Source organism: Micromonospora inyonensis (genome assembly GCF_900091415.1).
Lineage (GTDB): Bacteria > Actinomycetota > Actinomycetes > Mycobacteriales > Micromonosporaceae > Micromonospora > Micromonospora inyonensis.
This window is the reverse complement of sequence record NZ_FMHU01000001.1, coordinates 3,260,835-3,286,777: the sequence shown is the minus strand read 5'-3', so window position 1 is coordinate 3,286,777 and position 25,943 is coordinate 3,260,835. Positions and strand designations below refer to the sequence as shown.

Genomic DNA, 25,943 nt, shown 5'->3' with positions numbered 1-25,943 from the left:
AAGGGTGGCAAGGCAAGTTCCGGTGAACAGAGATTCCTATACGCGCGAGAGTTCACCAGACTCTGCCTTGCCACCCTTGCCAAATCAGCGGGCATCGATCGAGCGCGAGGCGGGGTCGGTCCCGCTGTGGCCCGAGGAACCGCCCGCCTGCCCCGACTGCGGCTGGCCGTACGACGCCGCCGCCCACTACCAGAACTGCGAGGCAACCCGATGACCACCTACCAGCCCAACGACGACCACGGCGCCCAGCACATCGCCTACACCACCCCCGACAGCGGCACCCTCATCACCTGGCCCGTCGTCGGCTGGGGCAACCCGGCGAGGGATGGGGCCACCTCACCCCCGTCATCGACACCCCCCGACGGCCCCCAGGCGCTCCCGTTCGATCCCGACCGGCGGTTCGCCTACGGGCCCACCGACGACGACGCCGCGTGGAACCTCCGGCAGCTCACCCAGGCCGGCACCGCCCACCCCAGGGTGAACGAACCGTTCACCCCTCCCACCAGGCCCCGGCCGACATCGATCCGGCGCTGCTCGACTTCGACGACGCGAACGCCGACGTCATCGCCTGCCTCGCCGCCATGCCCGCGGGGACCACGGGGGCGCCGCCGCTGTGCTCGCCTCCACCAACGTGGCCCGCCTCGCCCTACCCGCTGCTTCACCTTGTCGCCGCCCTCGGCCCCGCCGCCGTAGGTGCGGAGGCGTGGGCCGAGGCACTCACCGCGTGGCAGCCCGGCAGTCCCTCGGCGAAGGGCTGGCCCGGTGAACCCCGCCCTGGCCCTCCGAAGCGCTGATGCTGCACCCCCGCTACGCCGAGTTGGCCGCGTACCTTCGGGCCCACGCCCCGGTACACGTCGTCGACCAGGTCGACGCGGCCAGCGTCGACGCCCACCGGCTGATGACCGACACCGCGCGGACTGTGTTCGGGGAGAGCAACGCTTGCGGCCTCGACGCCGCTGACGTGCCCGGATGGCTGCGCCTGCCGCTGCTCGACACCGTCACCGCATGGATCGGCGGCCGGGCGTCGACGTGCCGGCACCAACCCGACCCGCACCGGCCGCGCCGGTGGTGGCCGCCGCGTGGAAACCCGGCCTCATCGTCTGCCACGCCTGCACCTACCTGACCGCCCTGCCTCGCGGCAGCGACCGGGACCGCACCTGCGACGCCTGCGGAAGGGTGTGCGCCGGCGTCGAGCACGGCGACGGCATCCACCCGGGCATGGTGCAGCTCGGTCCGCTCGTCTACCAGTACGGCGTGTGCGGCGACTGCAAGCCGATCACCGCCGACCCCGGCCCGCTCAGCGCCACGCAGACGGCCGAACAGGACCGGCCGAGGGGTACGGGAAGGGCCCGCCCACGCGGTCGACGTGGACGCGGCCGGGGCAAAGGGCCCCGCCGGTGAACGGGCGCCCTCTCAGACGACTTCGTGCCGTGACGGTCACGAAGGTGGCGGAAGCCCGGAGCCGCACCGGGCCACCCGCCGAACACGATGCGGCACAAGGAGAAGACATGGACACCATCACCACCCCCGGCGGTTGGGGTGCCAGCTACGACCGCATGTCCCCGGCCCTGCGCGCCCGGTGCGACGCCGACAACCGCGACTACCTGCGAGAACTCGCCGCCGACAACCAGCGGCGCCGTGCCGTCGCCGGCACCGCCGAGGAACAGGCCATCCGCGCGGCGATGCTGCTGGCCGAGCAGCAGGGCGCGGTCGTGAACCCGGCCGAGGTGTGGCGCACCGGCGGTGCCGCGGTCGGCCGCACCAAGGCCGAGGCGCTGTCGTACTACTCGGCCGTGCAGGACCTCGAGGACACCCGGGCGCGTAGGCAGGAGGAGGAGGCGCGGGCCGAGGCCCAGCGGTACCACGCCGCCCTCCAGGACGTGCAGGACCCGCGTTCCGGGCGCACCAAGGCCGAGGCCCTGCGCTACTTCTCGGCCGTGCAGGACCTCGAGGACACCCGCCGCGGGCGCGAGATCCTCACCGCCGACGCCCCCGACGTCCCCGCGCCCGCGCGGTACGACACGAGCTGGGTGCAGCAGGCCAAGGCCCGGCGCGACGCACGCACCGGACGCGCCCGGTGAACGGCCGCTGACCCCCATGCCCGGCGTCAACGTCACCGCTGCTGCGTCAACGCTTGCGCAGGTCAGTGGATCGATGGTCGGTGAGCGGGTCAATTCCATCGCGCGCGATGAACCGACCAGCGCCGAACCTCACCGTGCGTCACCATCCCCCTGGTGACGCACGGTGAGGGGATGGGGTCGACACGCAAGACCAGTCGGCCTCCGGACCCCCGGGGCCAGGCTTTCGGGTGCGGCTGTGGTCTGAATCGAACGAGAGTCCGATTGGAGTCTGCTCGTGGCAGTAACAGACAGTAACCAAACCACTGAGGGTGACATCGCCCTGCCGCCCCCTGGCACCCGGGAGTCAGGGCTGAGGCTGTGGCGGTCGGTGCTCGACGTGTACGAGCTGGAGCAACACGAGGTGGCGTTGCTGCGGGAGATGGTCCGTACCGTCGACCTGCTCGACGACCTGGCGGCGATCGTCGCCGCCGAGGGGACGATGGTTCCCGGTCCGGGCCTGACTCAGCGGGTGCACCCGGCGATCGTGGAGGCCCGGCAGATGCGGATCGCTCTGTCGCGGCTGTCGGCGTCGCTGCGTCTGCCGGCGGGTGAGGAAGGCGACCAGCCGGCGCACCTGCGGCGTCCACAGCGTCGTGGTGCCGCCCGGGGCGCGTACGGCATTCGGGGTGTGGCGTGAGGCGCCGCGGTGACGGCGAACGGCCGGTGATGCCGGCGTGGCTGCTCGCCCAGGGCGTGCCGGCGGCCGACACCCGGGCGTGGTGCGCGCAGAACGGCTACCGGGTGCTCGACGTGCTGTTCGCCCGCCGTGACGCGCACCGGGCCCGCTGGGGCGTCGATGCGGCGGCGTGAGCGGCCCGTTCCGCTGGGCGACGGGCCGCCGCCGACGCTGGTGCGGTTCCGGTACGCCGACTGGGCGGACGAGTCGGAGCAGCAGCCGCCGCATCACGCGGGTGAGTCGTGGCCGTCGTGGCGGCACATCCGGGCGTTCCGCCGGCACCTGCACGCCCGCCGCCGCTGGTGCGCCGAGACAGGCCGCAGCTACGTCGAGACGTTCCGCCCCGAGTGGTCGCGGTGGACCGATCACGAGAGCGCGGAGCGGCATCCGTAGCCCTGCCACAACAACGGCCCGCCAGGATCGTCCCTGGCGGGCCGTTCGCTGCGTCTGTGAGTCAGCGGGTGCCGTTGTGGTGGGCGACCCTGATGCGGTTCCAGACGCGGCGGCCGAGCCGCAACCGCCGGCCGGTGGCCTTGCACCAGCGGCAGGGGCGGGAGATCCGGGTGTTGCCCTTCGGGGTGTGGTGGGCTTTGCCGTCGCACACCCAGCAGCGGGCGAACGGCCACACGGCGCACGACACGGCGTAGCCGAGGGCGGCGAGGGTGCCGATTGCGATAGCGGTCAACGTGGCCTGCATGTGCCCTCCTGGGGCGGGTTTCGGGGTTGGTGGGTTGGTGGGGCTAGCCGCGTTTCCGCTGGCCAGCGGGGCTAGCGGTGGGGCTATCGCTAGCCCCTGCCGGGTGCTAGCGCGATTCGAGTTCGGCGGCCTTGATCCGGGCGTCGAGGGCCGCCAGGCGGACGCCCTTGCGGGTGGTGGCCTTGCCGTCGATGCGGCGTCCGATGTCGGCGGTGGGCACCCCGGCGGCGGCCATCCGAGCGCCGAAAATCTCGACGGTCAGGTCCCCGTACACCTCGGGGTCGAGGTGCCGTAGCCGCGGCACGATCAGCTCCGACCACAGGGCCGGCTCACTGCCGTCCCACACCCGACGGACGTCGTCGAGCAGGTTCCGGGCGTGCACGCGGACCGGACCCGGCTCGGGGCGGACACCGGAGCGCAGCGCCAGGGCACGAGCGCAGACGGCGGCGGCCTGGTCGTCGTCGACGAGCGCGGCGCGGACGGTTTCGTAGCCGGCGGTGAACCCGGCGCGGACCATCCAACCGGAGTCCTCACCGGGCACGAACGCCGTCGGCCGGGCCCCGGTGCGGTACGCCGACGTGCCGAGGATCATGTCCGTTTCCGGCTGCGCCGGGACCGCGAGGGCGGCCCGGTTGGTGATCAGGCTGGAAATCGCTTTCGGCAAGGAGTCCTTGTCGAAGCGTTGGGTGGCGACGATGACGTGAATGCCGAGGGCGCGGGCCCGTTTGATGGTGGACAGCAGCATCGGCGCACCCGGCCCCTTGATGCCGTGCTTCGACGACATGAACTCCTGTACCTCGTCGAACATCGCCACCACCGGGCGGAGCCGTTCGTCATGTTCGGCCATGGCCCGGTTGACCTTCTTCACGCTGTTCATGCCGGCGCGGGCGTACTTGGCGACCAGGGGGCCGCGTTCCTCGCACAGCCCGTACAGCCATTCGATGATGTCCAACGTGCGGGCGATGGACCGTTCGTCTGCGCCGCACACGTACATGCCGGGCGGGCACAGCTGTTCGAAGCAGTCGTAGTCACCGGAGCCTTTGAGCTCGCTGATGACGGGGATGACCAGCGGATCGAGCACCGCACCCAGCAGCACGTTGCGGGCGGCGAGGGACTTGCCGGAGCCGGGCACCCCACCGAACAGGCTGTTCCGTTCGGCCAGTGACCAGGTGACGGGGCGGAGCCGCACGTCGGCCCCGTAGGGGAACGGCTCGAAGTAGTCGGTGGTGCCCTCCTCCAGCAGCGGCCACGGCGGTTGCCGCATCGCGCTGACCGGCTTGTCGGACACGTAGATTTCCAGCATGCCGGGGTGCTCGCCGCGCACCGGGTCGGGCCACACCTGGTCGACGGGAAGCCGGAACCCGGCGGCGAGCCGGTCACGGCGGTCGATGACGTCGGTGGCCACCACCCCGGCCGGCAGCGAGATCACGGCCACGTGGCCACGTCCGGCGGGGTCGCGGGCAATCTCGCGGGGGAACGTCACCGCGGCGGGGTCCTTGATGCCGGCCCCACACGCGACGAGGGCGGCGCGGGTCAGGTCGGCGGTGAGCCGCACGTACGTCCCGCCCAACGTGACCCGGTCGACGATCGGCTTGTCGGCGGGCCGTCCCATCCATCCGGCGAGTAGGAACAGCGCGCCGACGATCACCCACCGCCCGCCGGGCGCGAAGTACGCGAACGTCACGCCGGACACTGCGACCGCGAAGGCGAGGGTGATCACGACCGGCCACCGCCACGAGCTGTGCCGCATGCGCCGCTCGTCGAGGGCCAACCAGGTTTGCGGGTCGTTGCGGTTGGCGGCCTGCTGCCGAAGGTGCCAGTTCCCTTCCTCGGCGCTGGCCCACCGCACGGGCAGGTATAGGGCCCGCCACAGACCGCGCGGGGCGTACATGGCGGCCCGGCCGGCGTACAGCGGCAGGCGGACGGCGTGGAACCCGGACGCGTGCACGGCCAGGCGGGCGGTGTCGACGACCAGGCCGACCCACCCGGCGCGGGACCGCAACGCCGCCGGCAGGATGGGCCGCACGTCGCGGCGGCTGGTGATGTCCGCGAACGTCGTCGAGGTGACGGGCGGGTCAACGGGACCGCCTTCCCGGGTGGCCTCGATCGCCACCGTCTCCCGGTCGTCGCGCTGCTGGGGGATCTGCTGGGTCATGATGGTTGCTCCTCGTTGCTGGGGATGCGGGGCCCGGCCGTAGCTGTGCCGGCTGGCCGGGCCCCGCGCGATGTGCTACTTGTCGCTGGCCTTGCAGCAGCGGCACGTCTTACCGCCGTCGAGGGGGGCGCACGCGCACCCGCACGACAGGCAGCCGCGGCCGGGGATGCCGCCAGACTGGGAGTGCATGCAGCCGCAGCGTCCGCACCGGTGCGCCATCAGCGGCGCCCCTTCTTCCGGCCGTCGGTGTGGCAGATGGCGACCGCGCCGTGGCCGATGGCGGACGCGCCGCCCTTGACGTTGACGCTGCCGATGTTGATGTCCCCGCCGGTGGCGGTGGAGCCGTCGAACGACAGGTGCCCGTCCTTGCAGGTGGCCAGGGTGCCCGTCGCGTCGGTGGACACGCTGCGGAACTTCGTGGTTCCGCACCTCTCGCAGCTCGTGATGGCCATGGCCATCTCCTTTCGTATCGGTCCGGCTCTGGCCGGCTCCGCGTGCCACCGGCAGTGATGGGTGCCGGTGGCCACGGAGGACGGTCAGCTCTGGTCGGTGGTGACGGGGTGGTCGGGGCAGCCGACCTGGTTGCCGGCGGCGGTCCACCCGGCGCGGCGGAGCTGCCGGTCGGCGACCGACCGGATCCGGGATCCGGACGCGCCGTCGTCCTGGGCGCACCGGCCGCAGGTGTCGCAGTGTCCGTGCATGTGCTGGCTGCTGACGGCGCTCATCGGGTCTCCTCACGGACGAGGTGGCCCAAGGCGGCACCCATGCCGAGCACCACCACGGGCAGGCAGGCGACGACGGTGGTGATCTGCCACGGGGCGGCACCGGTGTCCGGCCTGGTGAGCAGGTGGTAGGTGATTTGCGCGCCGCCGCCCAGGGTGAGCGCGATCAGCGCGGACGTCATGGCGAACCGCTTGGCGCGGCCGGTGGTCCGCCCGGACAGCCACACGTACAGGGCGTACCCGGCGTAGGTTTCCATGCCGATCGGCAGGGTGATCGCCGTGTCCAGGGTGGCCAGCGGTTCGCCATTGTCCCGGGTGAACCCGGGCAGCAGGTCCACCGGGCCGAACCCGGTGAGCTTGCCCAGCTCCACCCACCCGGCCCACACCGCGACGAACGCGGGCAGCATCAGCAGCCACACCGGCCACACCGGGAGCGGCCGAGCGGTCCGGCTCGTGATCTTCGTACCCGGGTGTCCGACCGTCTCCACCTGCTCGATCGGCTCAGCGGCGGATTCCGTTTCGGTGACCTCCGGAGCGTGGTCGGTGTCGATACGTACCCGGGTGTCCGGGGCGGTCTGGACGGCGGTCTGCGGCGGCTGCGGGGTGGCCGGGGCGTCGTCGTCGAGGGGGATGTCGACCGCGTCCGTACCCGGCTCGCCCACCGGGGCGTACCCGGGTACGTCGCCGGTCGGGTCCGCCCCGGTCGGTCCGGGGCGGTCCGGGTGGATGCCGAACCCGGTCAGCCGGCCCGCCTGCTTGGCCTCCTCCAGCCTCCCGTGGATGTCCTCCCGCGCCCGCTCGTGGTACTCCGCGGGCGACTCCGGGCCGATCGGCTCCGCGTAGTCCCACGGGTCCACCGGCGGCTCCTCGGCGGTCGACTCGCCGAGGTCGACCGGGAGACCAGCGGCGCGACGCTGGCGGGCCACCTCCGCCAGGCTGGCCAACAGGCCCGCGCGGTCGACGTCGATGCCGAACGCCTCCGCGAGCTGCTCGGCGGTTGGCGTCGCTCCCCGCCGGTCGGCCAGGTCGACGGCCGCGCGCACCATCTCCAGGCCGTCGAGCCCGGGAAGGTGCGGCAGCGGCTCCCGCTCGGCGGGCCGCTCGTCCGGCGGCGTGTAGTCGAACTTCTCGGCCAGCCGGCGGCGCAGGTGCTCCTCGTACTCCTGGGTGCCGATCTCCTGGGCCTTCTCCTCGATGAGCCGGGTACGTAGCTCGTCGGCCTTCGGCGCACCGATCCGGAATTCCCGCATCAGCCGGTTCCGCGACGGCACGTCGCCCAGCTCGTCGGCCAGCTTCCGGGCTGCCGGCAGCAGGTCCTCCACCGGCTGCGGGTAGCGGGTGCCGTTGATCGTCGGGGCGGTCACCGGGCCACCACCTTCACCGGTCGGGGCGCGGTGGGGGTGTCCACACCGTGTACGCCCTCGTCGACCTGGTCGACGACCTCGAGGCCGAAGTGCTCGCGGATCGCGGCGGCGGACTGGTTGGCGTGCCGCTCGCACAGGGCCACCGCCACGGCCACCGGACCGCCGATGGCGACCGGGCCGCCGAGCAGGATCAACAGAAGCGGGTTCATGCCGCACCCCCCGCCACCTCGACGGCCACCGCACGCAGCGCCATCGTCAGCCGCGACAGGGCCCGGAACTGGCGGGCCGCCGCCCGGTCCGCCCGGTCGCACTCCGGCGTGCCCGGGTCGGACAGGCCCTGGTCCATGCACGACAGGCCGTACCGGGCCGCCATGTCCATCACCGCCCGCTCCAGGCGGGCCGCCCGGGTCAACGCGTCCAGGTGCGTCAGGGTGCCGCCCAGGACCGCCGCCCGGTACGGCGACAGGATCAGCGCCACGTCGGGGTCCGCCGGCGCCGGGTCGGACTGCTGGGGCCACTGCTCGACCAGAACCACCGGCCGTCCGGGAGTCTTCTCCATCAGGTCAACGGTGAGCCCGTCGCCAAGGTCCAGCGGGGCACCCGCGGCGCCCATCGTCGGGTTGTTGTTCATCGGGTCACCGCCGGCCGCTCGGCGTCGGCCGGGGCCGGCACGTCGCAGTAGGAGACGACCCGCGTGTGCCCCCCGGTCACCGGGTGGTTCCATCCCGCCGACTGGTACGGCTGGAACCACCGGCCGCCGCTGCCGTCCAGCGGGCGGTCGACGAGGGCGGGGCGGGGCAGGCCGAGCCAGGCCGCCCACCGGTCGACGGTGTCGGTGTCGTCGTCGCCGCACTGGAGGGTGAGGCCAGCGGGCAGCGGCCCGTCGTGAGCGGCGACCCGCACGTACAGCGGGACGGGCAAGCCGGCGGCGATGCCGGCGGCGGCCAGGTCGAACGCCTTCCGGCGCGGGTCGGTGGTCGTGTCGTTCATCGGGTCCACTCCTGGGAGATCGGGACGCACATGCCGCCGGCGCCGAGCTGGTCGCCGCACGGGTACGTCACGTGGTTGTGGTGGAAAGCGAGCCCGGCCAGAACGGCGCAGATCAGCACCGTCCGCTTCACCAGGCGGTCGATTCGGGCACCCACGACGGGCACCTCCTCACGCGAGGGGTGGAGAACAAGGGGGAGAGGGGAGCCCGGGGTGGGGGTGTCACTACTGATGACACCCCCACCGGGCAGGGGTACGCGGTGAGCGCGTACCCGTCAGGCGGTGACGGTGCCGACGTAGACCAAGCTGGCGGTGAACACCGCCGCCATGACCGCGCCGCCCAGCTCGTCGACGAGCCGGCGCGCGGCCACCTCGGCGGACCGGTCGTCGGCCGCGGTGACGGTGCGGGACGTCATGAGGACGTCGTCGGCGGTGAACACGTCCACCCGGTAGGCGGTGCCGGCCGGCGCGGACTGCCCGGTGGTGCGGGCACGGGCCGCCCGGACACCGGCCAGGATCGACAGGGCGAACGCCTCCGCCTCGTCGAGGTCCAGGTCGACGCCGTACGCGTCCGTGTCGCCGGTCGTCACGTAGACGGTCGTGTCGTCGAACCCGCCCGGCAGCTCCGGAGACTCCGTCTGCTGGATCATCGCCATCAACCGGCGGTACTGGCCGATGTGGCAGCCGTCGCGCACCTGGTCCTCGAACAGCTTCCGGGAGTGCCCCAGCTCGGCCGGGCCGCCGCACACGCACTGGCCGTCGCACCACGCCACCGAGCAGACAGCGGTGACCGGACGGCCGAACCAGTCGACGGACGGGGCCGGCTTGCGCTCCCACCCGCGCACCAGGTTCAGCGCGCCCTCCTGCCAGCAGATCAGGTCCAGCAGGGCGTCGAACGCCTCATCGGCGGGACGGCCCACCCGGGCGGCAATCTCGTCGGCGGTCAGATCGGTGGTGTTCATCAGCGTCTCCACCCGGCGGCCCAGGTCGAGCACGTCGGACGACGGCGGGGCGGGCTGAGTGGCCAGGAACGCGGAGACGGCGTCGTTGACCTCGTCGGCGGTGGCGTCGAGGCGGGCGGCGAGCTGCGCGTCGCTCAGCGGGGCCGGGCTGGTGCGGATCAGGTCCCACGCCCGGCGGCCCAGCTCGACGGCCAGGGACGTGCTCCGGGAGCGGTACGCCAGGTTCAGCGGGGAGAACTGCTCGACGGCCGGACGCTGACCGGGGATCGTCGGGGCGTCGATGAGGCTGTCCGTCGAGCGGACGGGACGGACAGCAGAGATGGTCATGACCAGGCCCTATCTGTGGAGGGTGGAACGACCGTCGCCAGTTGTAGTCCGGCGGTCGGTCGCGCTGTCCAGTTCCGCCCTGACTATAGGCTCGCTCTGGCCTGGAGCATCGCCGACCTGGACGGTCGGGCCCGTCCGGGTCGGGACGACGTGTGGGAGGCGATCGGCCTCCGGACGGGAGAAGAGTGATGACCGACCAGGACCACGCCGACCGGCTGGCCCGGATCGCCCTGACCTGGCTCGTCGAGCCGGGCAGCTGGGCGGTGCACCGCCTGGTCACCAGGCTCGGTCCGGTCGCCACGCTCGACCTGCTGCTGGACGGGGGCGCGCCGGAGGATCGCCTGCGCTGCGCCGTGGCCGCCCGGATCGGATCCGCCGATCCGCGGGCGGTGTCCGCGGAGGCGATGGCGCGTGCCGAACGGTTGGGGGCACGCCTAATCACCCCGGCCGATTCCGAGTGGCCGGTCCGGGTCGGTGACCTGCACCGGCTGGTGCTTCCCGGTGCCACCCGACGGGTGGACACCGAGACCGCTCCGCCGCTGTGCTTCTGGGTACGCGGTGGATGGCCGCTCGACGAGGCGCTGGACCGGTCGGTGGCGGTCGTCGGCGCGCGGGCCGCCACGTCGTACGGGGTGCACGTGGCCACCGAGATCGGCTACGGCCTCGCCGACCGGGAGTGGACGGTGGTCTCCGGTGGGGCGTTCGGCATCGACGCCGCCGCGCATCGGGGTGCGCTCAGCGCTGGTGGTGTGACGGTGGCGGTGCTCGCCTGCGGGGTGGATCGCCCGTACCCGATGGGCAACAGTGCCCTCTTCGACCGGATCGCCGAGACCGGCCTGCTGGTCAGCGAGTGGATGCCGGGCGCCGAGCCGCTGCGTCCCCGGTTCCTGATCCGCAACCGGGTGATCGCCGGGGTCACCCTGGGCAGCGTGCTGGTGGAGGCGTCGGCCCGCAGCGGGGCGACGCAGACCATGCGCCGGGCACTCGGCATCGGCCGTCCGTCGATGGTGGTGCCCGGCCCGGTCACCTCGGCGATGTCGGTCGGAGCACACGAGATGCTCCGCGAGTACGGGGACACCCGCCTGGTCACCGGTGTGCCCCACGTGCTCGAGGAGGTCGGGCGGATCGGCGCCGACCTCGCTCCCCCGGCCCGGGGACCGGACCGTCCCGGCGACCAGCTCGACGACGAGGCGGCGCTGCTGCGGGAGTCGCTGCCCCGCCGGGGTGTGGTGGGCCCGGACGTGCTCGCCGCCCGGGCCGGGCTCGACATCCGGACGGCGTTGCGCAAGCTCGCCCTGCTCGAGGAACTGGGCCTGGTGGTGCGCCGGGACGGTGGGTATGCGATCCCGCCGCGCCGGAGGGAGCCCGCGACACCGGGGAACGCCCGAGCAGGCGGTGGAACGGGGGTCAGTCCCCCTCCAACCGGATCTCCACGTCGTGGCCCCGCATGCACCGACGGGTGAGGGCCGCCAGGCTCCGTAGCCGCGCCATCTCCGCCGGGGAGGCAGCGGACTCGGCGAGGCAGCGCAACTCGGCCAGGAGACGGGGTGCCTCCGGGGCGCTCACGACGAGTTCCCCGGCCGGGTCGAACCGGTCCAGCAACGGGGTGCGTCCGCCGCCACGCACCCGGGTGAGCAGACCCAGCAACACGTCGTCGGAGTCGTCCACCACCTCGACCGGCACGAAGGAGGAACGGCGGGCCGCACCGGCGGACCGGACCACCCGGTAGAGCACGACATCCAAACCCATCCGGCCGCCTCCGCCCGTCGACGTCTGCCTGACCCCGTACCGGACCGGCTCCACCTCGACGGACGGACGTCGGGCACGACGACCACGCCACCGGCGAGCCGGGACGGCCCCACGAGCGGGAACGCCGCTTCGGCGACGCACCGCGCGCTCGGGGCCGGCGGGTCCGCCGCGCTGCCACCCGCCTACCGTCGACCGTAAGCTGAACCGGTGCAGGGGGACAACCACATCCCGGCGTGGCCGGCGCGTCGGCGCCCCGGTGACCCGGTGCGCGGCCCCGGGAGTGGCGGTCGCGCCCCGCACCGGACGGCGGGACACCGGTGAGCCGCGCCGACGACGGCACCCGCGCCCTGCACGAGGCGCTGCCCCCGCCGCTGCGCGACGCGGTCGACGAGTTCGCCCGGCACCTGGCCCAGGTACGCGACCGCTCGCCGCACACCGTCCGGGCGTACGTCGCCGACCTGGTCTCGTTGTTCGACCACACCGTCCGGATGGGCGGCCGGGTCCCGGCCGACGTGGACCTGACGGTGCTGCGCAGCTGGCTGGCGAAGCAGCGGACGATGGGGGCGGCCCGCAGCTCGCTGGCCCGCCGCGCCGCGTCGGCACGGACGTTCAGCGCCTGGGCGCACCGGTCCGGCCTGCTGCCGACCGACGTGGCGGCCACGTTGGCCAGTCCCCGGGCGCAGCGCGAACTGCCCACGGTGCTCCGGGTCGACGAGGCCGCCGCGCTGCTCGACGCGGCCCGCACCCGTTGCGACCCCGCCCCGGCCGGCACCGCCACCACACGGCACCCGGTGGGAACCTCCCTCCCCACGCCCGGGACGGCACCGCCGCCCGGAGCGGCCGGACATCAGCCTGACGGAGGTGGCGGGAACAACGCGGACAGCGCGGACGGCCGGAACGGCCGAGACAACGGGAACCGCGGGAACGGCGGCAACGACGAAGCCGTCCTGCTGCGCGACCGCGCCCTGCTGGAACTGCTCTACGCCACCGGAGTGCGGATCAGCGAGGCGTGCGGCCTGGACACCGGCGACGTCGACCACGGCCGCCGGCTGATCCGGGTTCTCGGCAAGGGCGGCCGGGAACGGTCCGTACCGTACGGACTCCCGGCCCAGCGCGCCGTCGACGAGTGGTTACGACGCGGGCGACCCGTGCTGGCCCGGCCCGGCTGCGGAGACGCCCTGCTGCTCGGCGCACGGGGCGGACGGCTGCACCCCACCACCGCCCGGCGGATCGTCACCGGCCACGCCGACGCCGCCGGGCTGCCCCACACCAGCCCGCACGACCTGCGCCACTCGGCTGCCACCCACCTGTTGGAGGGGGGCGCGGACCTGCGCGCGGTGCAGGAGCTCCTGGGCCACTCCTCGCTGGCGAGCACGCAGATCTACACGCACGTCTCGGTGGAGCGCCTCCGCGCCGCCTACCGGCAGGCCCACCCGCGCGCCTGACCGCCCGGCCGCCGGATGTGCCCCCGTCGACGGAGCGCACCGACCGGCCCGCCCCTGCGGTGAACCCCGAATCCCGGACCGGACCCGGGCTACGATCATCCGGTGACCGTCCCGCAGCCCCCCACCCCGCTGCCCGGTGCCCGGATGCTGTTCTCCCTCGACCCGGCGGTCTGCCATCTCAACCATGGCGCGTTCGGTGCCGTCCCCCTCCCGGTGCAACGCGCCCAGCAGCGGCTGCGGGACGAGATGGAGGCGAATCCGCACCGCTTCTTCTCGCGCGGACTGGTCGAGCGGATCTCGCACGCCCGACGGCACCTCGCCGATTTCCTCGGCGCCGACCCGGAGGGCAGCGCGCTGGTCGGCAACACCACCACCGGGGTCGCCGTCGTGCTCCAGTCGCTCGGCCTGCGCCCCGGTGACGAGGTGCTGATGACCGACCACTGCTACGGGGCGGTCGTCCTCTCGGTGCACCGGGAGTGCCGGCGGACCGGGGCCTCGTCCCGGGTCCTCCCGGTGCCGCTCGGTGCCACCGACGAGGAGATCGTGGAGGCCGTCCGCACGGGGTTGCGGCCGGGCCGGACCCGGTTGCTCGTGGTCGATCAGGTCAGCTCGGCCACCGCCCGCCTGTTCCCGGTCGCGGCCATCGTCGGCGTCGCCCGTGAGCAGGGGGTGCCGGTGCTGGTCGACGCCGCGCACGTGCCCGGCATGCTGCCGGTCAGCGTGGAGAGCATCGGTGCCGACTTCTGGGTCGGCAACCTCCACAAGTGGGGGTACGCCCCGCGCGGCACCGCCCTGCTGGCGGTACGCCCGCCGTGGCGGGAACGCATCGAGCCCCTGACGGTCTCCTGGGAGCAGGAGAACGGCTATCCGGCGCGGGTGGAGTGGCAGGCCACCCTGGACTACACCAGTTGGCTCGCCGCGCCGACCGGGCTCTACGCCCTCCGCAGCCTCGGCGTGGCCCGGGTGCGTGACCACAATGCCGCTCTCGCGGCGTACGGCCAGCGGGTGGTCGGGGACGCCCTCGGCGTGGCGCCGACCCACCTGCCGGACCCCGGCGGACCGGCGGTGGCGATGCGACTCGTCCCGCTGTCGCCCGGGACGGCCACCACCATCGAGGCGGCGAAGGCGCTGCGGGACCGGATCGCCGACCGGCTCGCCACCGAGGTCGCTGTGGCGGCGTGGGGCGGTCGCGGCTGGTTGCGCCTCTGCGGCCAGGTCTACAACAGCGCCGAGGAGTACGAGCGCCTCGCGGTACGCCTGCCGCCCCTGCTCGCCCAGCGCTGACCCGGCCCGGCCCCCACGGGACCGGAACGACACGTCGCGGGGACGACGGAAACGCCGGGTCGCCGGGTCGCCGGAACGAGGGAACGACGGAAACGCCGGGTCACCGGGACGACGGAGCCGGGGACCGGTGGGTCGACACGGGGCAGCAGCCGCACCGGGACCGGCCCGAGCAGGGCGAACGGGTCGAGGTAGTCCTCGCCCCGGCGCAGGCCCCAGTGCAGGCAGGCCGGCACCGGACATCCGGCGTGCCCCGGCGACAGTTCCCCCAGCGGTGTGCCGGCGACGACCCGGGTGCCGACGCGTACCGACGGTCGGACCGGCTCGTAGGTGGTGCGCAGCCCCCCGGTGTGCCCCACGGTGATCACGGGTCGGCCGGCGACCATGCCCGCGAAGAGCACCACCCCGGCGCCTGCCGCGCGGACCGGGGCGTCGGCCGGGGCGGGCAGGTCGACACCCCGGTGGCCGGGCAGCCAGGGTCGGGGCGGTGGGTCGAAGTCGCGGACCGGCGGGGACGGATCGTCCAGCGGCCACCGGAAGCCCTGCCCCGGAAACGGTCGCGGCGGGGCGGGCACCGGCGGCGCTACGGGCTTCCCGGCGGCCGGGGCCGGGCCGACCGTATGGGCACCGTGGCCGGCCAACTCGACCGACGCCCCCGACGAACCCTGGACCACGGCCAGGGTCAACGCCACCAGCGGGGCCACCGGCAGGGCCCGGGTCCACGCCCGGGGCCATCGCGTCATGCCTGTCACACTCCGCAGCGTGCCCGCCACGGTCGCTCGACGCCACCGGCAGATGGTCACCTGTGGACGGGGTGTCGCCCTGTGGACGAGCACCCACGCCCGCCGACGATCTGCTATGCCCGGCCGTCGGCGCGGCCGGCGTCCCGGAGTCTCTACGCTGGCTCGATGGACCGCGACTGGCACGCCTGGCACGCCGACTACGACGACCCGGACTCCCCGCTGTCCCATCGGCTCACCGAGGTGCGGCGGCAGGTCGGCGCGGCCCTCGACCGTGCACCCGCCGGTCCGCTGCGGGCGCTCAGCCTCTGCGCCGGGCAGGGCCGGGACCTGATCCCCGTACTGGCGGAGCATCCCCGGCGGGCGGACGTCACGGCCCGGCTGGTCGAGCTGGATCCGCGGAACGCCGAACTGGCTGCCGAAGCCGTCCGGGCCGCCGGGCTCACCCGGGTCGAGGTGGTACGGGACGACGCCGCGCGTACCGACGTCTGGGCGGACCTCGTACCGGCCGAGATCGTCCTGGTCTGCGGCCTCTTCGGCAACATGACCGACGCCGACGTCCGAGCGGTGGTCCGACACTGCGGGCCGCTCTGCGCGACCGGCGGCACCGTCGTCTGGACCCGGCACCGGAACGCGCCGGATCTCGTCCCGGCGATCTGCGACTGGTTCGCCGAGGAGGGGTTCGCGTTGCTGTCCCTCACCGGCCCGACGTTCCCCAGCGCGGTGGGGACGCACCGTCACACCGGGCCGCCCCGCCCGCTGCCGCCCGGGGTGAGCATGTTCGAGTTCGTCCGGTGACCTGACCGGTGTCGGGGTCCGCCGGCCGAGCGACGCACCGCAAGCGCCCACTGACCACTGTGGAACGCCGCGCCGTCGAACAGGGTGAGGTGCTCCGGGCCGGCGAGGACGCCCGGGTCACGGTACCGGGCAGCGGCGCGGCCTGCCGGTGGCGACCACACCGGACGGGCTGCCGAGGGCGGTGGGCGGACGGTCGGGGATCGGGTGGGTGGGGTCAGCTGCCGAAGCCGGAGTCGGCGGGAAGGGAGATGTCCGGCTTCTCCAACTCCTCCACGTTGACGTCCTTGAACGTCATCACCCGGACGTTCTTGACGAACCGGGCAGGGCGGTACATGTCCCACACCCAGGCGTCGTGCATCTCGACCTCGAAGTAGACCTCGCCGTCGGAGTTGCGCACGTGCAGGTCGACCTGGTTGGCCAGGTAAAACCGACGTTCGGTCTCCACCACGTAGGAGAACTGGCGGACAATGTCGCGGTACTCCCGGTAGAGCTGAAGCTCCATCTCGGTCTCGTACTTCTCGAGATCTTCCGCGCTCATCGCACTCCGCCCTCCATGACCACATCTTCCCCCACCGGTGCCGGCGGTCGAGGCTGCTCGCCCAACGCCACGCCGACGGTACCCCCTGACCGCCCCGAACGCTCCATCGGCTCGTGGCCGTCGGCGACGACGGGTCGTCGGGAGCGGGGCGGACGCCCGTCCCGGCCCGACACCGCCGCCACGTTGACGTACGAGAATCGGTGCTCCGCGCACGGCCCGTGCTCCCGCAGCGCGGCGGTGTGCTCCGCGGTGATGTACCCCTTGTGTTCGGCGAACCCGTACCCCGGGTACCGGCCGTCCAACTCCACCATGAGCCGGTCCCGGGTGACCTTGGCGAGCACGCTCGCCGCCGCGACGCACGCCGCGACCCGGTCGCCCTTCCAGACCGCCAGCCCCGGCACCTCCAGACCGTCGACGGGGAAACCGTCGGTCAGCACGTACTCCGGCCGGGTGGTGAGCGAGGCGAGCGCGCGGCGCATCGCGGCCAGGTTGCACACGTGCAGGCCCCGCGCGTCGACCTCGTCCGCCGGGATCACCACCACCGCGTACGCCAGGGCCCGGGCGACCACCTCCTCGTACACCCGTTCCCGGCTGGCCGGGGTGAGCAGCTTCGAGTCGGCCAACCCGTCGATCTCGCCCCGCCGGCCCTCGGGCAGCAGCGCCGCGGCGGCCACCAGCGGTCCGGCGCAGGCCCCCCGGCCGGCCTCGTCCGCGCCCGCGACGTGCCGGAAGCCCCGGCGTTGCAGCGCCCGTTCGAGGGCGTAGAGCCCGGCGTCGCGGCGGACGACGGTACGTGGTGGCGTCAGCACCCCGCCTCACCTCCCAGCACCCGGGTCAGCACCGCTGGCAGGTCCACCGGGTAGTACCGCTCGGTGGTGGCCGCCAGTTCGTCCCGTCGCCACCAGCGGTGCCCGGTGACGCTGGCCCGCTCGATGTCGTCGAAGCCCGTGGTGTCCACCTCCCAGGTGGGCACGCGCACCAGGAAGAACTCCTGCTCCTGGCGGTACCACACCCCGTCGAACGGGAACTCGACCGTCTCCTGCCAGACCGGCGGCCCCAGGTCGGCGGGGGCCAACCGGAGCCCGGTCTCCTCGGCCAGTTCCCGGGCCGCGCCGGTGGCGGGCTCCTCGCCGGGGTCCAGGCCGCCGCCCGGCGTGAACCAGTACCGGAAGTCGGGCCGGCCCGGGTCGGTGGCGTGGAACAGCAGGACCCGCCCGGCCGCGTCGACCAGCAGGACACGCGCCGCGCGCCGGGGGGTGGGGGCAGTCACCTCTCCAGCCTGCCAGACCGGCCCCGGGCCGGCGCGGCCACCCTGGGGCCCGCCCAGGGCGACCGGGACGCGACACGACGGACGTCAGGGGTTCGGGATGTCCTCGAAGCCGCTCGGCACCGACAGCCAGGTGGCCCGGCTCACCGGCCAGAAGACGGTGAAGGCCCGCCCCACCACGTCGTCGACGGGGATGGTGGCCCGCTCGACGTCCTGGAGCCGTTCCCAGTGTTCCAGCGAGTCGCCGGAGGCTGCCCGGTGGTCACCCATCACCCAGAGCCGCCCCTTGGGGATGGTGACGTCGAACTCCTGGTCCGCAGGCTTGTCCCGCCGCCCGTCCACGGAGTAGACGTACGGCTCGTCCAGCGACCTACCGTTGATCATCAGCCGATCCTGTTCGTCGCAGCAGACCACACGGTCGCCCCCGACGCCGATCACGCGCTTGATGTAGTCCTCGCCGTCCGGGTTGCCGCTCCACTCGGTCGGCGCCTTGAAGACGATCACCTCGCCCCGTTCCGGGGAGCGGAAGTCGTAGACCAACTTGTTGACCAGCACCCGGTCGTCGATCTGGAGAGTGTTCTCCATCGACGGCGAGGGGATGAAGAAGGTCTGCAACACGAAGGCGCGCACCAGCACCGCGACCAGGATCGCCACGCCCAGGAGGACCGGCAACTCCTTCCAGAAGGAATTGCGGGGCTTGTCGGTCTGCTCGTCAATCACGAGTGGAGCCTACGTCGCCCGGCGCGTATCGATCGACCGGAACGCGCGACAAGCCAGCCCGCACCGACCAGCGGGGCGAGCGGCACCACCTGGGGCACCGGGGCCGGCGCGGCTGGCGCGGGCGCGGCCACCACGGCGTCGACCTCGGCGAACGTCTCCGGCACCGGCAGCGACGACCAGCGGGAGGACGGCCAGACGACCAGGAACGCCCGGCCCACCACGTTCTCGATCGGCACCGGCCCCTGGCAGCGGGCGTCCTGCGAGACCATCCGGTGGTCGCCCAACACGAAGATCTGTCCGGGTGGGACGACCACCTCGTCGAACCGGCGGGACCGGCACTCCCGGGCGTCGGGCGGCAGGTCCAGCGGGGAGTCGCGGAGCACGTACGACTCGTCGAGCGCGGCGCCGTTCACGGTGACCCGGCCCTGGGCGTCGCAGCAGGCGACCCGGTCCCCGGGGATCCCGATCACCCGCTTGATGAAGTCCTTCTCGCCGGGGCGGCTCACCCCGACCAGGTCACCGAGGGTCTGACCGAGCTTCGCCAGGAATCCCGGCTCCGGCACCCCGTCCACCTGCGGTGCCCACCGGTCGGTGCCCCGGAAGACCACCACCTCGCCCCGGGCCGGGTCACGGACGTCGTAGACGACCTTGTTGACCAGCACCCGGTCCCCGACCAGCAGGGTGTCCTCCATCGAGCCGGACGGGATGAAGAACGCCTGGAGCAGGAACGTCCGGATCAGCACGGCGAGGCAGAAGGCGACGATCAGCAGCAGCGGCAGTTCCTGCCAGAGCGGCATCTGACGACGGGGCCGCCGGGACCGACGCCGCCACGGGTCGACCGCGCCGTCCTCGTCCACCGGTTGCACCACGCCCACTCCCGCCTCACGCGCAAACGACTACCGCCCGCCGAGCCTCGTCGAGGCTCCACGGGCGGTGGACGATCCGTCGGCACTGCTGCGCCCGCCCGACCAGAGTAGTGCGCCCGGTTCGAGGGACGTCCGGCGTGCCGGCCGGCGTGGCGGCGAGATCAGCTGGGCTGCTTCTCGCGCTTCTCCTTGATCTTGGCCTTCTTGCCCCGCAGCTCGCGCAGGTAGTAGAGCTTGGCCCGGCGGACGTCACCACGGGTCACGATCTCGATGCGGTCGATCGCCGGGCTGTTGATCGGGTACGTCCGCTCGACACCGACGCCGAAGCTGATCTTACGGACGGAGAAGGTCTCCCGCAGGCCGTCACCCTGGCGGCGGATGACCACGCCCTGGAAGATCTGCACACGGGACCGGTTACCCTCGACGACCCGCGCGTGCACCTTGACGGTGTCACCGGCGCGGAAGTCGGGGAGGTCGGTCCGCTTCGACTGGGCGTCAAGGGCGTCCAGGATGTTCATCGCTGCAACCTCGTAAGGCTCACGGCGCACCGATGCTCGGCACGCGAACGGGTGATTCTGATCCTCGGGTGGTGGCCGGTGGTGACGACCCCGGTCGGGGATCCTCGTTTCCGCCCACGGCGCGAGCGGAAACGGCAACCCCTCTACTCTGCCATATCCCGGTCCGGCGCCGGAAACCCGGCCCGCTCCAGCGCCGCCCGGTCCCGCCGGTCGAGGTCGCCGAGCGCGGCCAGCATGTCCGGCCGGCGTTCCGCGGTCCGGCGCAACGCCTCGTCCCGCCGCCACCGGGCGATCCGGCCGTGGTCGCCCGAGCGGAGGATCTCCGGTACGTCGTGGCCCCGCCAGCTCGGCGGCTTGGTGTAGACCGGCGCCTCCAGCAACCCGTGCGCATGCGACTCCTCGTCCAGCGAGCCGGCATTGCCGAGCACGCCGGGCAGCAGCCGGGTGACCGACTCCAGGATCACCAGCACCGCCACCTCGCCACCGAAGAGGACGTAGTCACCGAGGGACACCTCGGTGACCGGCATCCGGGTGGCGGCGTGGTCCAGCACCCGCTGGTCGATGCCCTCGTACCGGCCGCAGGCGAAGAGGAGGTGCTCCTCGGCGGCCAGCTCGTGCGCCATCGCCTGGGTGAACCGGGCCCCGGCCGGGGAGGGGACCAGCAGCCGGGGCGGCGGGGCCTGCGCCGGGGCCAGCGCGTCGAGCGCCTCACCCCAGGGCTCCGGGCGCATCACCATGCCGGGGCCGCCACCGTAGGGCGTGTCGTCGACGGTGCGGTGCACGTCGTGGGTCCAGGTCCGCAGATCGTGTACGGCCAACTGGAGCATGCCCCGGGCCCGGGCCCTGCCGATCAGCGACAGGTCGAGCGGGGCGAGGTACTCCGGAAAGATCGACACGACGTCGACGCGCATGCGGGGGTCGCTCCTGCGGGTGTCACGGGTGGAGCCGATGTCACAGGTCGAGCAGCCCGCCCGGCGGGTCGACGACGACGCGTCCGCCGGCCAGGTCGACCTCGGGCACGATCGCCCGGACGAACGGGATCAGCGCGGTACGCCCCTCGGGGCGACGCAGCACCAGCAGGTCGGAGGCGGGCGCGTGGTCGATGCGGGCCACCTCGCCCAGGTGCTCACCGGCCGGGGTGACCACGGCCAGCCCGACGAGCTGGTGGTCGTGGAACTCCTCCGGGTCCTCCGGCGGTGCGACCCCGGCGCTGTCCACGACGAGCAGCGTGCCGCGCAGCGCCTCGGCGACGTCGCGGTCGAGTACGCCCTCGAAGGCGACCAGCAGGTGCCCCTGGTGCCAGCGGGCGGACTCGACGGTCAGCCGGTCGGGCACCTGGTAGGGGACACCCGGGCCGGGTGCCGGGTTCGCGGGCTTCGCCCCCGGTTCGGTGGTCAACACCGAGCCGGGGGCGAACCGTGATTCGGGCTCGTCGGTCCGCACCTCCACGGTGACCTCACCGCGGACACCGTGCGGCTTACCGATCCTGCCGACGACGAGAAGCATCAGTACGAATCGACGATGTCGACGCGGACCCCGCGCCCGCCGATGGAGCCGATCACCTGGCGCAGCGCCTTGGCGGTCCGGCCGGACCGCCCGATCACCGTGCCGAGGTCCTCCGGGTGCACGCGGACTTCGAGCCGCTTGCCCCGATGGGAATCCACCAACCGGACGCGCACGTCGTCCGGGTGGTCGACGATCCCCTTGACCAGGTGCTCCAGGGCCGGACGGATCGCCATGTCAGGCCTGCTCGCCGGAGTCCGCAGCGGCCGGCGCCTCAGCCTTCGGCGCCTCGTTCTTCTCGGCCTTCTCGGCCTTCTCGGCCTTCTTCGCCGGCTTGGCCGGGGCGTCGGTCAGACCGGCCGCGGCCTTCGCCTCGGCCTCGTACGCCTCCTGGCGGTTGACCCGCTCGGCGGCGACCTTCAGCGGCGGTGGGGCCGGCAGGCCCTTGAACTTCTGCCAGTCGCCGGTCAGCTCCAGCAGGCGCTGCACCGCCTCGCTCGGCTGGGCGCCGACGGACAGCCAGTACTGGACCCGGTCCGACTTGACCTCGATGACCGAAGGGTCCTCCTTCGGCTGGTAGATCCCGACGAACTCGATCGCGCGACCGTCACGCTTGGTGCGCGAGTCGGCGACGACGATGCGGTACTGCGGGTTGCGGATCTTGCCCATCCGCAGGAGCCGGATCTTTACGGCCACAGTGTTTTCGCTCCTGTTGCGATTCTCACCGGCCCGAACGGGCGGTGCGGCGGGTGAGAGCCGACCGGCACAGTGGGGATGGGCCGGGGACTGCTCGGTGGACTGGCGGCATGCTCGGGTTAGAGGGCGCCGGACACGCGCCGGATACCAGCCAGCCATTCTGCCAGATTCCGCGCCGATCCCTCGCACCGGGTCGACTCAGCGCACGGGTGGGCGGTCCCAGCCCGGCGGCAGGACCGGCGGGGGCGCCCAGTCCGGCGGTGGGGTGAAGTCGCACCAGGTGCCGTCGAAGGGGAACTCTCCCGCCTCGGCGAGCGCGATCACCCGCCGCCCCTCGGCCCGGACCGCGGCCTCGTCGGCCACCCAGTAGTGCTCGGCGAGGGCGAGCCGCTCGGCGAACTCCTCCTCGTCCTTCCACTGCCAGCTCAGGTCCGGCCGGACGACCACGTCGAGGTCCTGGTCGACCATGTCGATCCCGGCGAGGTCGCCGTCGTCCCAGCGGACGCCCGGTTCCTCCAGGTTGACGTACCAGTTGGCGAAATGCCCGTCCTCGTCGGAGAACCACCAGACCGAGTGGGCGGCCCCGGCGGGTAGGAACTTCAGCAGCGGCGGGCCGTTCCAGCGGCTCTTCGCCAGCCCGTACGACGGGGAGGTCACCCACTCGGCGAACGGCATCGCCCGCATGCCCCGGCCGTCGGCGCTGACCTCGCTGGCGACCGGGGAGTCCCGGGCGATCCAGATCAGCAGGCCGCGATCGTCGTCGCTGACCACCCGGGCCGGCCGTACCCAGCCGATCCGGCCCCGCCGCACGTTCCGGTGCACGATCAGTCGCCCCGGCTCGAACCGCACCCGCGCCCTCCCCCCGTTCCGTTTACCGCGCCCTCCCCCGTTCGTGTGCAGGGGACCCCTGCTCCGCACGAGGCGGTGACAGGGGTCCCCTGCACACCACCTGTGTCAGTACGCCCGAGCGAGGATGGCGACCAGGTCAGCCTCGTCCTCCGAGTCCGGCACGGAACCGTCGGCCCGCAGCAGGCACCGCACCGTCACGCCCTGGGCGTTCGCCTCGGCCTCGCCCGCGACACCCACCGCCGACCACGGCACCCGGGCCCAGCCGGTGGCGGCGGCCTCGATCGCCTCGGCCAGGGTGGCCACCTCCCGGGTCCGGGACTCGCGGTGGGCCAGCGCCTGGTCGTACAGCGCCCGCTGGTCGGCGGTCAGCGCGGCGAGCACCGCGTCGACCACGTCGGCCACCGGCACCGGGGTCTTCGAACCGTCCGTACGACGGACCAGCACCGCGTTGCCGGCGGCCAGGTCGCGGGGGCCGACCTCGACGCGTACCGGATAGCCGCGCAGCTCGGCGTCGACGGCCCGGCGGCCGAACGGGGTGTCGGTGCGGTCGTCGAGCGCGACCCGCACCCCGGCGTCACGCAGCGCGTCGGAGAGCTTCCGCGCCGCCTCGGCAGGGCCGCCAGGGCCCTCGCCGTCCTTGACCACCATCACGTACACCTGGATCGGCGCGAGCTTCGGCGGGACCCGCAGGCCGTTGTCGTCGCCGTGGCACATGATCAGGCCGCCGAGCATCCGGGTCGAGGTGCCCCAGGAGGTCGTCCAGGCGTGCTCCCGGCCGCCCTCGGCGGAAGAGTAGGTGATGTCGAACGCCTTGGCGAAGTTCTGCCCCAGTTCGTGGCTGGTGCCGAGCTGGAGCGCCTTGCCGTCGCCCATCATGCCTTCGAGGGTGTAGGTGGCGGTCGCCCCGGCGAACCGCTCCCGGGCCGTCTTCAGGCCCACCTGCACCGGGATGGCCAGCACGTTGACCATCAGGTCCTCGTACGCCTCGTGCAGGATCCTGCGGGCGTAGGCGCGGGCGTCGGAGCGGGTCGCGTGCGCGGTGTGCCCCTCCTGCCAGAGGAACTCGCTGGTGCGCAGGAAGATCCGGGGGCGCAGCTCCCAGCGGACCACGTTGGCCCACTGGTTGAGCAGCAGCGGGAGGTCGCGGTAGGAGTCCACCCACTTGGCCATGAACTCGCCGATGACCGTCTCGCTGGTCGGCCGGACCACGACCGGCTCGGCGAGCTGCTTGCCACCGCCGTGGGTGACCACCGCCAGCTCGGGCGAGAAGCCCTCGACGTGCTCGGCCTCCCGCTTGAGGTAGCTCTCCGGGATGAAGAGCGGGAAGTACGCGTTCTCCGCCCCGGCGTCCTTGATCCGGGCGTCCATCTCGGCCTGCATCCGTTCCCAGATGGCGTAGCCGGCCGGTCGGATGACCATGGTGCCCCGCACCGGCCCGTTGTCGGCGAGCTTCGCCTTGGCGATCAGGTCCTGGTACCAGCGGGGGAAGTCCTCCGCGCGGGGAGTGAGCACGCGTGCCATGACCGGACATCCTATGCGCCCGGCCAGCAGCGGCCGCGACCGGACGCGGCGGGTCCTGCGCCCCGGGCCCGGCGGGAGGCGGCTCTGCCATCATGGGGTGGTCGTCCCCGGCCTGTCGGACCGCACCACCCGCCTCCCGGTCCCCCGGCGACCGGGACGAACGACCCGGCGGGCGGCTTGGAGAACGGAGAGGCGGACGGTGGACCTTGCCGAGGCACTACGCCGGGTGCTGCACGCGTCGCACCGCGCCCGCCCGGAGGACCTGCCGGACCTGGCGATGCGGGTCGCACCGCTGCTGGACGCGAGCGCGGTGCTGCTCTACCTCGTCGACCACCAGCAACGGTGGCTGGTGCCGCTCACCGGCACACTCGCCCCGGCCCGCCAACCGGTGAGGATCTCCGGCACCATCGCCGGACGGACGTTCAGCACGCTGACCGACCACGAGGTCCCCGGTGCGGAGGGGGTGTCGCTCTGGACACCCGTCCTCGACGGCGCCGAGCGGCTCGGGGTGCTGGAGGTGGTCAGTGCCGACGGCTACGACGCGGAGCGCCGCGACGACCTACGGGTCCTGGCCGCCCTGCTGGCCGAACTGGTGGTCACCCGGGGCCTGTACGGCGACACCCTGGAACTGGTCCGGCGACGGGCGCCGATGCAACTCCCCGCCGAGCTGCTGCGCGGCCAGCTACCGCCGCTCACCTTCGCCACCGAACGTCTGGTGGTCAGCGGACTGCTGGAACCCTGCTACGAGGTGGGCGGCGACGCCTTCGACTACTCCGTCAACGGCGACCTGGCCCACCTGGCGCTCTTCGACGCGGTCGGCCACGGCTCCCAGGGCGGACTGCGGGCCGCGGTGCTCGCCTCGATCGCGCTGGCCGCGTACCGCAATGCCCGTCGCGGCGCACTGCCGCTGGTCGAGACGTACCACCACATCGACCGGGCTGTCCGCGCCTACGACCGGGCCGGGATGATCACGGCGATCCTGGTGGAACTGGACCAGGCCACCGGTCGGCTCCGGGCCATCTCGGCCGGGCATCCGAGCGGGCTGGTGCTGCGCGGCGGCAGGATGGTGCGGATCCTGCCGACGCCGACCGCGCTGCCGATGACCCTGGGCGACCTGCAACCCCCGCGGGTGATCGAGGAGGACCTGCAACCCGGCGACGACGTGCTGCTCTACACCGACGGCATCACCGAGGCGCGGTCGGCCGACGGTGAGCCGTTCGGCGTGGACCGGCTGGTCGACTTCACCGTCCGGGCCCTGGCCGACGGTCTGCCCGCGCCGGAGACCATCCGCCGGCTGGTGCACGCCATCCTCGATTACCAGAACGACGAGTTGGCTGACGACGCCACCCTGCTGATGGCCCGCTGGCTCGGCTGACAGATCGCCCGCGCCGCCGCTGCCCTGCCCTGCCCTGCCCCGCCCTGCCCTGCCCTGCAGGGGCCCC

Annotated in this window: 33 protein-coding genes and 1 pseudogene; 10 read left to right on the top strand and 24 right to left on the bottom strand. The window is 73.2% G+C overall.

What is annotated here, in order from left to right; genetic code table 11:
* Window positions 1-1,005: 1,005 nt before the first annotated feature.
* The 5 genes from GA0074694_RS14925 to GA0074694_RS14910 all read left to right on the top strand — a co-directional run bounded on the left by GA0074694_RS14925 (window position 1,006) and on the right by GA0074694_RS14910 (window position 3,189).
* A complete protein-coding gene (locus GA0074694_RS14925) occupies window positions 1,006-1,401 on the top strand; it encodes a hypothetical protein (RefSeq protein WP_141714119.1) in 396 nt (131 codons plus the stop codon).
* Between the two features lie 107 nt (window positions 1,402-1,508).
* Window positions 1,509-2,081: a hypothetical protein gene (locus GA0074694_RS14920; protein ID WP_091458395.1), complete on the top strand. Its 573-nt coding sequence runs from the start codon at window positions 1,509-1,511 to the stop codon at window positions 2,079-2,081.
* Between the two features lie 274 nt (window positions 2,082-2,355).
* Window positions 2,356-2,757 (top strand): hypothetical protein, encoded by a 402-nt coding sequence (locus GA0074694_RS14915; protein ID WP_218105690.1) that lies wholly within the window; start codon window positions 2,356-2,358, stop codon window positions 2,755-2,757.
* Entirely contained in the window at window positions 2,754-2,930 is a 177-nt protein-coding gene (locus GA0074694_RS31650; protein WP_176737908.1) for a hypothetical protein, read from the top strand. The genes GA0074694_RS14915 and GA0074694_RS31650 overlap by 4 nt, the downstream gene beginning before the upstream one ends.
* Entirely contained in the window at window positions 2,917-3,189 is a 273-nt protein-coding gene (locus tag GA0074694_RS14910) for a hypothetical protein (protein ID WP_091458392.1), read from the top strand. Before GA0074694_RS31650 ends, GA0074694_RS14910 begins: the two co-directional genes overlap by 14 nt.
* A 61-nt stretch (window positions 3,190-3,250) precedes the next feature.
* Here the strand turns inward: GA0074694_RS14910 and GA0074694_RS14905 are convergent, their stop codons facing one another.
* The 10 genes from GA0074694_RS14905 to GA0074694_RS14865 form a co-directional block, all read right to left on the bottom strand.
* Complete coding sequence (locus GA0074694_RS14905) at window positions 3,251-3,493, bottom strand: hypothetical protein (protein ID WP_091458390.1); 243 nt, start codon at window positions 3,491-3,493, stop codon at window positions 3,251-3,253.
* A gap of 106 nt (window positions 3,494-3,599) precedes the next feature.
* Window positions 3,600-5,648, bottom strand: a complete 2,049-nt coding sequence (locus GA0074694_RS14900; RefSeq protein WP_091458388.1) for an FtsK/SpoIIIE domain-containing protein — start codon at window positions 5,646-5,648, stop codon at window positions 3,600-3,602.
* 218 nt (window positions 5,649-5,866) lie between these two features.
* Complete coding sequence (locus GA0074694_RS14895; protein WP_141714118.1) at window positions 5,867-6,100, bottom strand: hypothetical protein; 234 nt, start codon at window positions 6,098-6,100, stop codon at window positions 5,867-5,869.
* A gap of 84 nt (window positions 6,101-6,184) precedes the next feature.
* Window positions 6,185-6,373, bottom strand: coding sequence for a hypothetical protein (locus tag GA0074694_RS14890; RefSeq protein WP_091458384.1), 189 nt, complete (start codon window positions 6,371-6,373; stop codon window positions 6,185-6,187).
* Window positions 6,370-7,734 carry an ABC transporter permease gene (locus tag GA0074694_RS34210; RefSeq protein ID WP_425413599.1) on the bottom strand — a complete coding sequence of 455 codons (1,365 nt, stop codon included), beginning with the start codon at window positions 7,732-7,734 and terminating at the stop codon, window positions 6,370-6,372. Before GA0074694_RS34210 ends, GA0074694_RS14890 begins: the two co-directional genes overlap by 4 nt.
* Complete coding sequence (locus tag GA0074694_RS14880; RefSeq protein ID WP_091458382.1) at window positions 7,731-7,943, bottom strand: hypothetical protein; 213 nt, start codon at window positions 7,941-7,943, stop codon at window positions 7,731-7,733. Before GA0074694_RS14880 ends, GA0074694_RS34210 begins: the two co-directional genes overlap by 4 nt.
* Entirely contained in the window at window positions 7,940-8,365 is a 426-nt protein-coding gene (locus tag GA0074694_RS14875; RefSeq protein ID WP_091458381.1) for a hypothetical protein, read from the bottom strand. The genes GA0074694_RS14880 and GA0074694_RS14875 overlap by 4 nt, the downstream gene beginning before the upstream one ends.
* Window positions 8,362-8,724: a hypothetical protein gene (locus tag GA0074694_RS14870; protein ID WP_091458380.1), complete on the bottom strand. Its 363-nt coding sequence runs from the start codon at window positions 8,722-8,724 to the stop codon at window positions 8,362-8,364. Before GA0074694_RS14870 ends, GA0074694_RS14875 begins: the two co-directional genes overlap by 4 nt.
* Window positions 8,721-8,879, bottom strand: coding sequence for a hypothetical protein (locus GA0074694_RS31645; RefSeq protein WP_176737907.1), 159 nt, complete (start codon window positions 8,877-8,879; stop codon window positions 8,721-8,723). The genes GA0074694_RS14870 and GA0074694_RS31645 overlap by 4 nt, the downstream gene beginning before the upstream one ends.
* Before the next feature lie 117 nt (window positions 8,880-8,996).
* On the bottom strand, window positions 8,997-10,010 hold the full coding sequence (locus GA0074694_RS14865; RefSeq protein ID WP_091458378.1) for a hypothetical protein: 1,014 nt from the start codon (window positions 10,008-10,010) through the stop codon (window positions 8,997-8,999).
* 188 nt (window positions 10,011-10,198) lie between these two features.
* Between GA0074694_RS14865 and GA0074694_RS14860 the strand changes: the two genes are divergently transcribed.
* The gene (locus GA0074694_RS14860; RefSeq protein WP_091458376.1) at window positions 10,199-11,473 is read left to right on the top strand and encodes a DNA-processing protein DprA; all 1,275 of its coding nucleotides are present in this window, start codon (window positions 10,199-10,201) and stop codon (window positions 11,471-11,473) included.
* Here GA0074694_RS14860 and GA0074694_RS14855 read toward each other — a convergent pair.
* On the bottom strand, window positions 11,418-11,759 hold the full coding sequence (locus GA0074694_RS14855; protein WP_091459192.1) for a hypothetical protein: 342 nt from the start codon (window positions 11,757-11,759) through the stop codon (window positions 11,418-11,420). The genes GA0074694_RS14860 and GA0074694_RS14855 overlap by 56 nt on opposite strands.
* A gap of 317 nt (window positions 11,760-12,076) precedes the next feature.
* On the opposite strand from GA0074694_RS14855, the gene GA0074694_RS14850 reads away from it, so the two are divergent.
* Together GA0074694_RS14850 and GA0074694_RS14845 are read left to right on the top strand one after the other, a co-directional pair.
* Window positions 12,077-13,204, top strand: coding sequence for a tyrosine recombinase XerC (locus tag GA0074694_RS14850; RefSeq protein ID WP_091458374.1), 1,128 nt, complete (start codon window positions 12,077-12,079; stop codon window positions 13,202-13,204).
* A 102-nt stretch (window positions 13,205-13,306) separates the two neighbouring features.
* The gene (locus tag GA0074694_RS14845; protein ID WP_091458372.1) at window positions 13,307-14,488 is read left to right on the top strand and encodes an aminotransferase class V-fold PLP-dependent enzyme; all 1,182 of its coding nucleotides are present in this window, start codon (window positions 13,307-13,309) and stop codon (window positions 14,486-14,488) included.
* Between the two features lie 140 nt (window positions 14,489-14,628).
* Here the strand turns inward: GA0074694_RS14845 and GA0074694_RS14840 are convergent.
* A pseudogene (locus GA0074694_RS14840) lies at window positions 14,629-15,228 on the bottom strand (M23 family metallopeptidase); the annotation flags it as partial.
* 165 nt (window positions 15,229-15,393) lie between these two features.
* On the opposite strand from GA0074694_RS14840, the gene GA0074694_RS14835 reads away from it, so the two are divergent.
* Window positions 15,394-16,023 (top strand): class I SAM-dependent methyltransferase, encoded by a 630-nt coding sequence (locus GA0074694_RS14835; protein WP_091458368.1) that lies wholly within the window; start codon window positions 15,394-15,396, stop codon window positions 16,021-16,023.
* Between the two features lie 214 nt (window positions 16,024-16,237).
* On the opposite strand, the gene GA0074694_RS14830 is transcribed toward GA0074694_RS14835, so the two are convergent.
* The 12 genes from GA0074694_RS14830 to proS all read right to left on the bottom strand — a co-directional run bounded on the left by GA0074694_RS14830 (window position 16,238) and on the right by proS (window position 24,501).
* Window positions 16,238-16,561 (bottom strand): DUF2469 domain-containing protein, encoded by a 324-nt coding sequence (locus GA0074694_RS14830; protein WP_011905215.1) that lies wholly within the window; start codon window positions 16,559-16,561, stop codon window positions 16,238-16,240.
* Window positions 16,558-17,370 (bottom strand): ribonuclease HII, encoded by an 813-nt coding sequence (locus GA0074694_RS14825; RefSeq protein ID WP_091458366.1) that lies wholly within the window; start codon window positions 17,368-17,370, stop codon window positions 16,558-16,560. The genes GA0074694_RS14830 and GA0074694_RS14825 overlap by 4 nt, the downstream gene beginning before the upstream one ends.
* Window positions 17,364-17,831, bottom strand: a complete 468-nt coding sequence (locus GA0074694_RS14820) for an NUDIX hydrolase (RefSeq protein ID WP_091458364.1) — start codon at window positions 17,829-17,831, stop codon at window positions 17,364-17,366. Before GA0074694_RS14820 ends, GA0074694_RS14825 begins: the two co-directional genes overlap by 7 nt.
* 84 nt (window positions 17,832-17,915) lie before the next feature.
* Complete coding sequence (gene lepB, locus GA0074694_RS14815) at window positions 17,916-18,548, bottom strand: signal peptidase I (RefSeq protein WP_091458361.1); 633 nt, start codon at window positions 18,546-18,548, stop codon at window positions 17,916-17,918.
* Window positions 18,545-19,417 carry a signal peptidase I gene (gene lepB / locus GA0074694_RS14810; RefSeq protein WP_091459190.1) on the bottom strand — a complete coding sequence of 291 codons (873 nt, stop codon included), beginning with the start codon at window positions 19,415-19,417 and terminating at the stop codon, window positions 18,545-18,547. The genes lepB (GA0074694_RS14815) and lepB (GA0074694_RS14810) overlap by 4 nt, the downstream gene beginning before the upstream one ends.
* Window positions 19,418-19,575: 158 nt before the next feature.
* Window positions 19,576-19,932 carry a 50S ribosomal protein L19 gene (rplS, locus tag GA0074694_RS14805; RefSeq protein ID WP_091458359.1) on the bottom strand — a complete coding sequence of 119 codons (357 nt, stop codon included), beginning with the start codon at window positions 19,930-19,932 and terminating at the stop codon, window positions 19,576-19,578.
* A 143-nt stretch (window positions 19,933-20,075) separates the two neighbouring features.
* A complete protein-coding gene (gene trmD, locus GA0074694_RS14800; RefSeq protein WP_091458357.1) occupies window positions 20,076-20,843 on the bottom strand; it encodes a tRNA (guanosine(37)-N1)-methyltransferase TrmD in 768 nt (255 codons plus the stop codon).
* Between the two features lie 40 nt (window positions 20,844-20,883).
* Complete coding sequence (gene rimM / locus GA0074694_RS14795; protein WP_091458355.1) at window positions 20,884-21,438, bottom strand: ribosome maturation factor RimM; 555 nt, start codon at window positions 21,436-21,438, stop codon at window positions 20,884-20,886.
* Window positions 21,438-21,698 (bottom strand): RNA-binding protein, encoded by a 261-nt coding sequence (locus GA0074694_RS14790; protein WP_176737949.1) that lies wholly within the window; start codon window positions 21,696-21,698, stop codon window positions 21,438-21,440. The genes rimM and GA0074694_RS14790 overlap by 1 nt, the downstream gene beginning before the upstream one ends.
* The gene (rpsP, locus tag GA0074694_RS14785) at window positions 21,673-22,131 is read right to left on the bottom strand and encodes a 30S ribosomal protein S16 (RefSeq protein ID WP_091458351.1); all 459 of its coding nucleotides are present in this window, start codon (window positions 22,129-22,131) and stop codon (window positions 21,673-21,675) included. Before rpsP ends, GA0074694_RS14790 begins: the two co-directional genes overlap by 26 nt.
* 198 nt (window positions 22,132-22,329) lie before the next feature.
* Window positions 22,330-22,980: a ribonuclease FAU-1 family protein gene (locus GA0074694_RS14780; protein WP_091458349.1), complete on the bottom strand. Its 651-nt coding sequence runs from the start codon at window positions 22,978-22,980 to the stop codon at window positions 22,330-22,332.
* Window positions 22,981-23,085: 105 nt separating this feature from the next.
* Window positions 23,086-24,501, bottom strand: a complete 1,416-nt coding sequence (gene proS / locus GA0074694_RS14775) for a proline--tRNA ligase (RefSeq protein ID WP_091458347.1) — start codon at window positions 24,499-24,501, stop codon at window positions 23,086-23,088.
* A 199-nt stretch (window positions 24,502-24,700) separates the two neighbouring features.
* Between proS and GA0074694_RS14770 the strand changes: the two genes are divergently transcribed.
* Window positions 24,701-25,876, top strand: a complete 1,176-nt coding sequence (locus GA0074694_RS14770; protein ID WP_091458345.1) for a PP2C family protein-serine/threonine phosphatase — start codon at window positions 24,701-24,703, stop codon at window positions 25,874-25,876.
* Window positions 25,877-25,943 lie beyond the last annotated feature (67 nt).

Coding starts and splice junctions, on each gene's coding strand:
- GA0074694_RS14870 (WP_091458380.1), bottom strand. CDS start 8,724: ATGAACGACACGACCACCGACCCGCGCCGGAAGGCGTTCGACCTGGCC.
- GA0074694_RS14855 (WP_091459192.1), bottom strand. CDS start 11,759: ATGGGTTTGGATGTCGTGCTCTACCGGGTGGTCCGGTCCGCCGGTGCG.
- proS (WP_091458347.1), bottom strand. CDS start 24,501: ATGGCACGCGTGCTCACTCCCCGCGCGGAGGACTTCCCCCGCTGGTAC.
- GA0074694_RS14830 (WP_011905215.1), bottom strand. CDS start 16,561: ATGAGCGCGGAAGATCTCGAGAAGTACGAGACCGAGATGGAGCTTCAG.
- GA0074694_RS14910 (WP_091458392.1), top strand. CDS start 2,917: ATGCGGCGGCGTGAGCGGCCCGTTCCGCTGGGCGACGGGCCGCCGCCG.
- GA0074694_RS14905 (WP_091458390.1), bottom strand. CDS start 3,493: ATGCAGGCCACGTTGACCGCTATCGCAATCGGCACCCTCGCCGCCCTC.
- rplS (WP_091458359.1), bottom strand. CDS start 19,932: ATGAACATCCTGGACGCCCTTGACGCCCAGTCGAAGCGGACCGACCTC.
- GA0074694_RS14920 (WP_091458395.1), top strand. CDS start 1,509: ATGGACACCATCACCACCCCCGGCGGTTGGGGTGCCAGCTACGACCGC.
- GA0074694_RS14860 (WP_091458376.1), top strand. CDS start 10,199: ATGACCGACCAGGACCACGCCGACCGGCTGGCCCGGATCGCCCTGACC.
- GA0074694_RS14880 (WP_091458382.1), bottom strand. CDS start 7,943: ATGAACCCGCTTCTGTTGATCCTGCTCGGCGGCCCGGTCGCCATCGGC.
- GA0074694_RS14835 (WP_091458368.1), top strand. CDS start 15,394: ATGGACCGCGACTGGCACGCCTGGCACGCCGACTACGACGACCCGGAC.
- GA0074694_RS14895 (WP_141714118.1), bottom strand. CDS start 6,100: ATGGCCATCACGAGCTGCGAGAGGTGCGGAACCACGAAGTTCCGCAGC.
- GA0074694_RS14900 (WP_091458388.1), bottom strand. CDS start 5,648: ATGACCCAGCAGATCCCCCAGCAGCGCGACGACCGGGAGACGGTGGCG.
- GA0074694_RS14925 (WP_141714119.1), top strand. CDS start 1,006: ATGGATCGGCGGCCGGGCGTCGACGTGCCGGCACCAACCCGACCCGCA.
- trmD (WP_091458357.1), bottom strand. CDS start 20,843: ATGCGCGTCGACGTCGTGTCGATCTTTCCGGAGTACCTCGCCCCGCTC.
- GA0074694_RS14865 (WP_091458378.1), bottom strand. CDS start 10,010: ATGACCATCTCTGCTGTCCGTCCCGTCCGCTCGACGGACAGCCTCATC.
- rimM (WP_091458355.1), bottom strand. CDS start 21,438: ATGCTTCTCGTCGTCGGCAGGATCGGTAAGCCGCACGGTGTCCGCGGT.
- GA0074694_RS14890 (WP_091458384.1), bottom strand. CDS start 6,373: ATGAGCGCCGTCAGCAGCCAGCACATGCACGGACACTGCGACACCTGC.
- GA0074694_RS14875 (WP_091458381.1), bottom strand. CDS start 8,365: ATGAACAACAACCCGACGATGGGCGCCGCGGGTGCCCCGCTGGACCTT.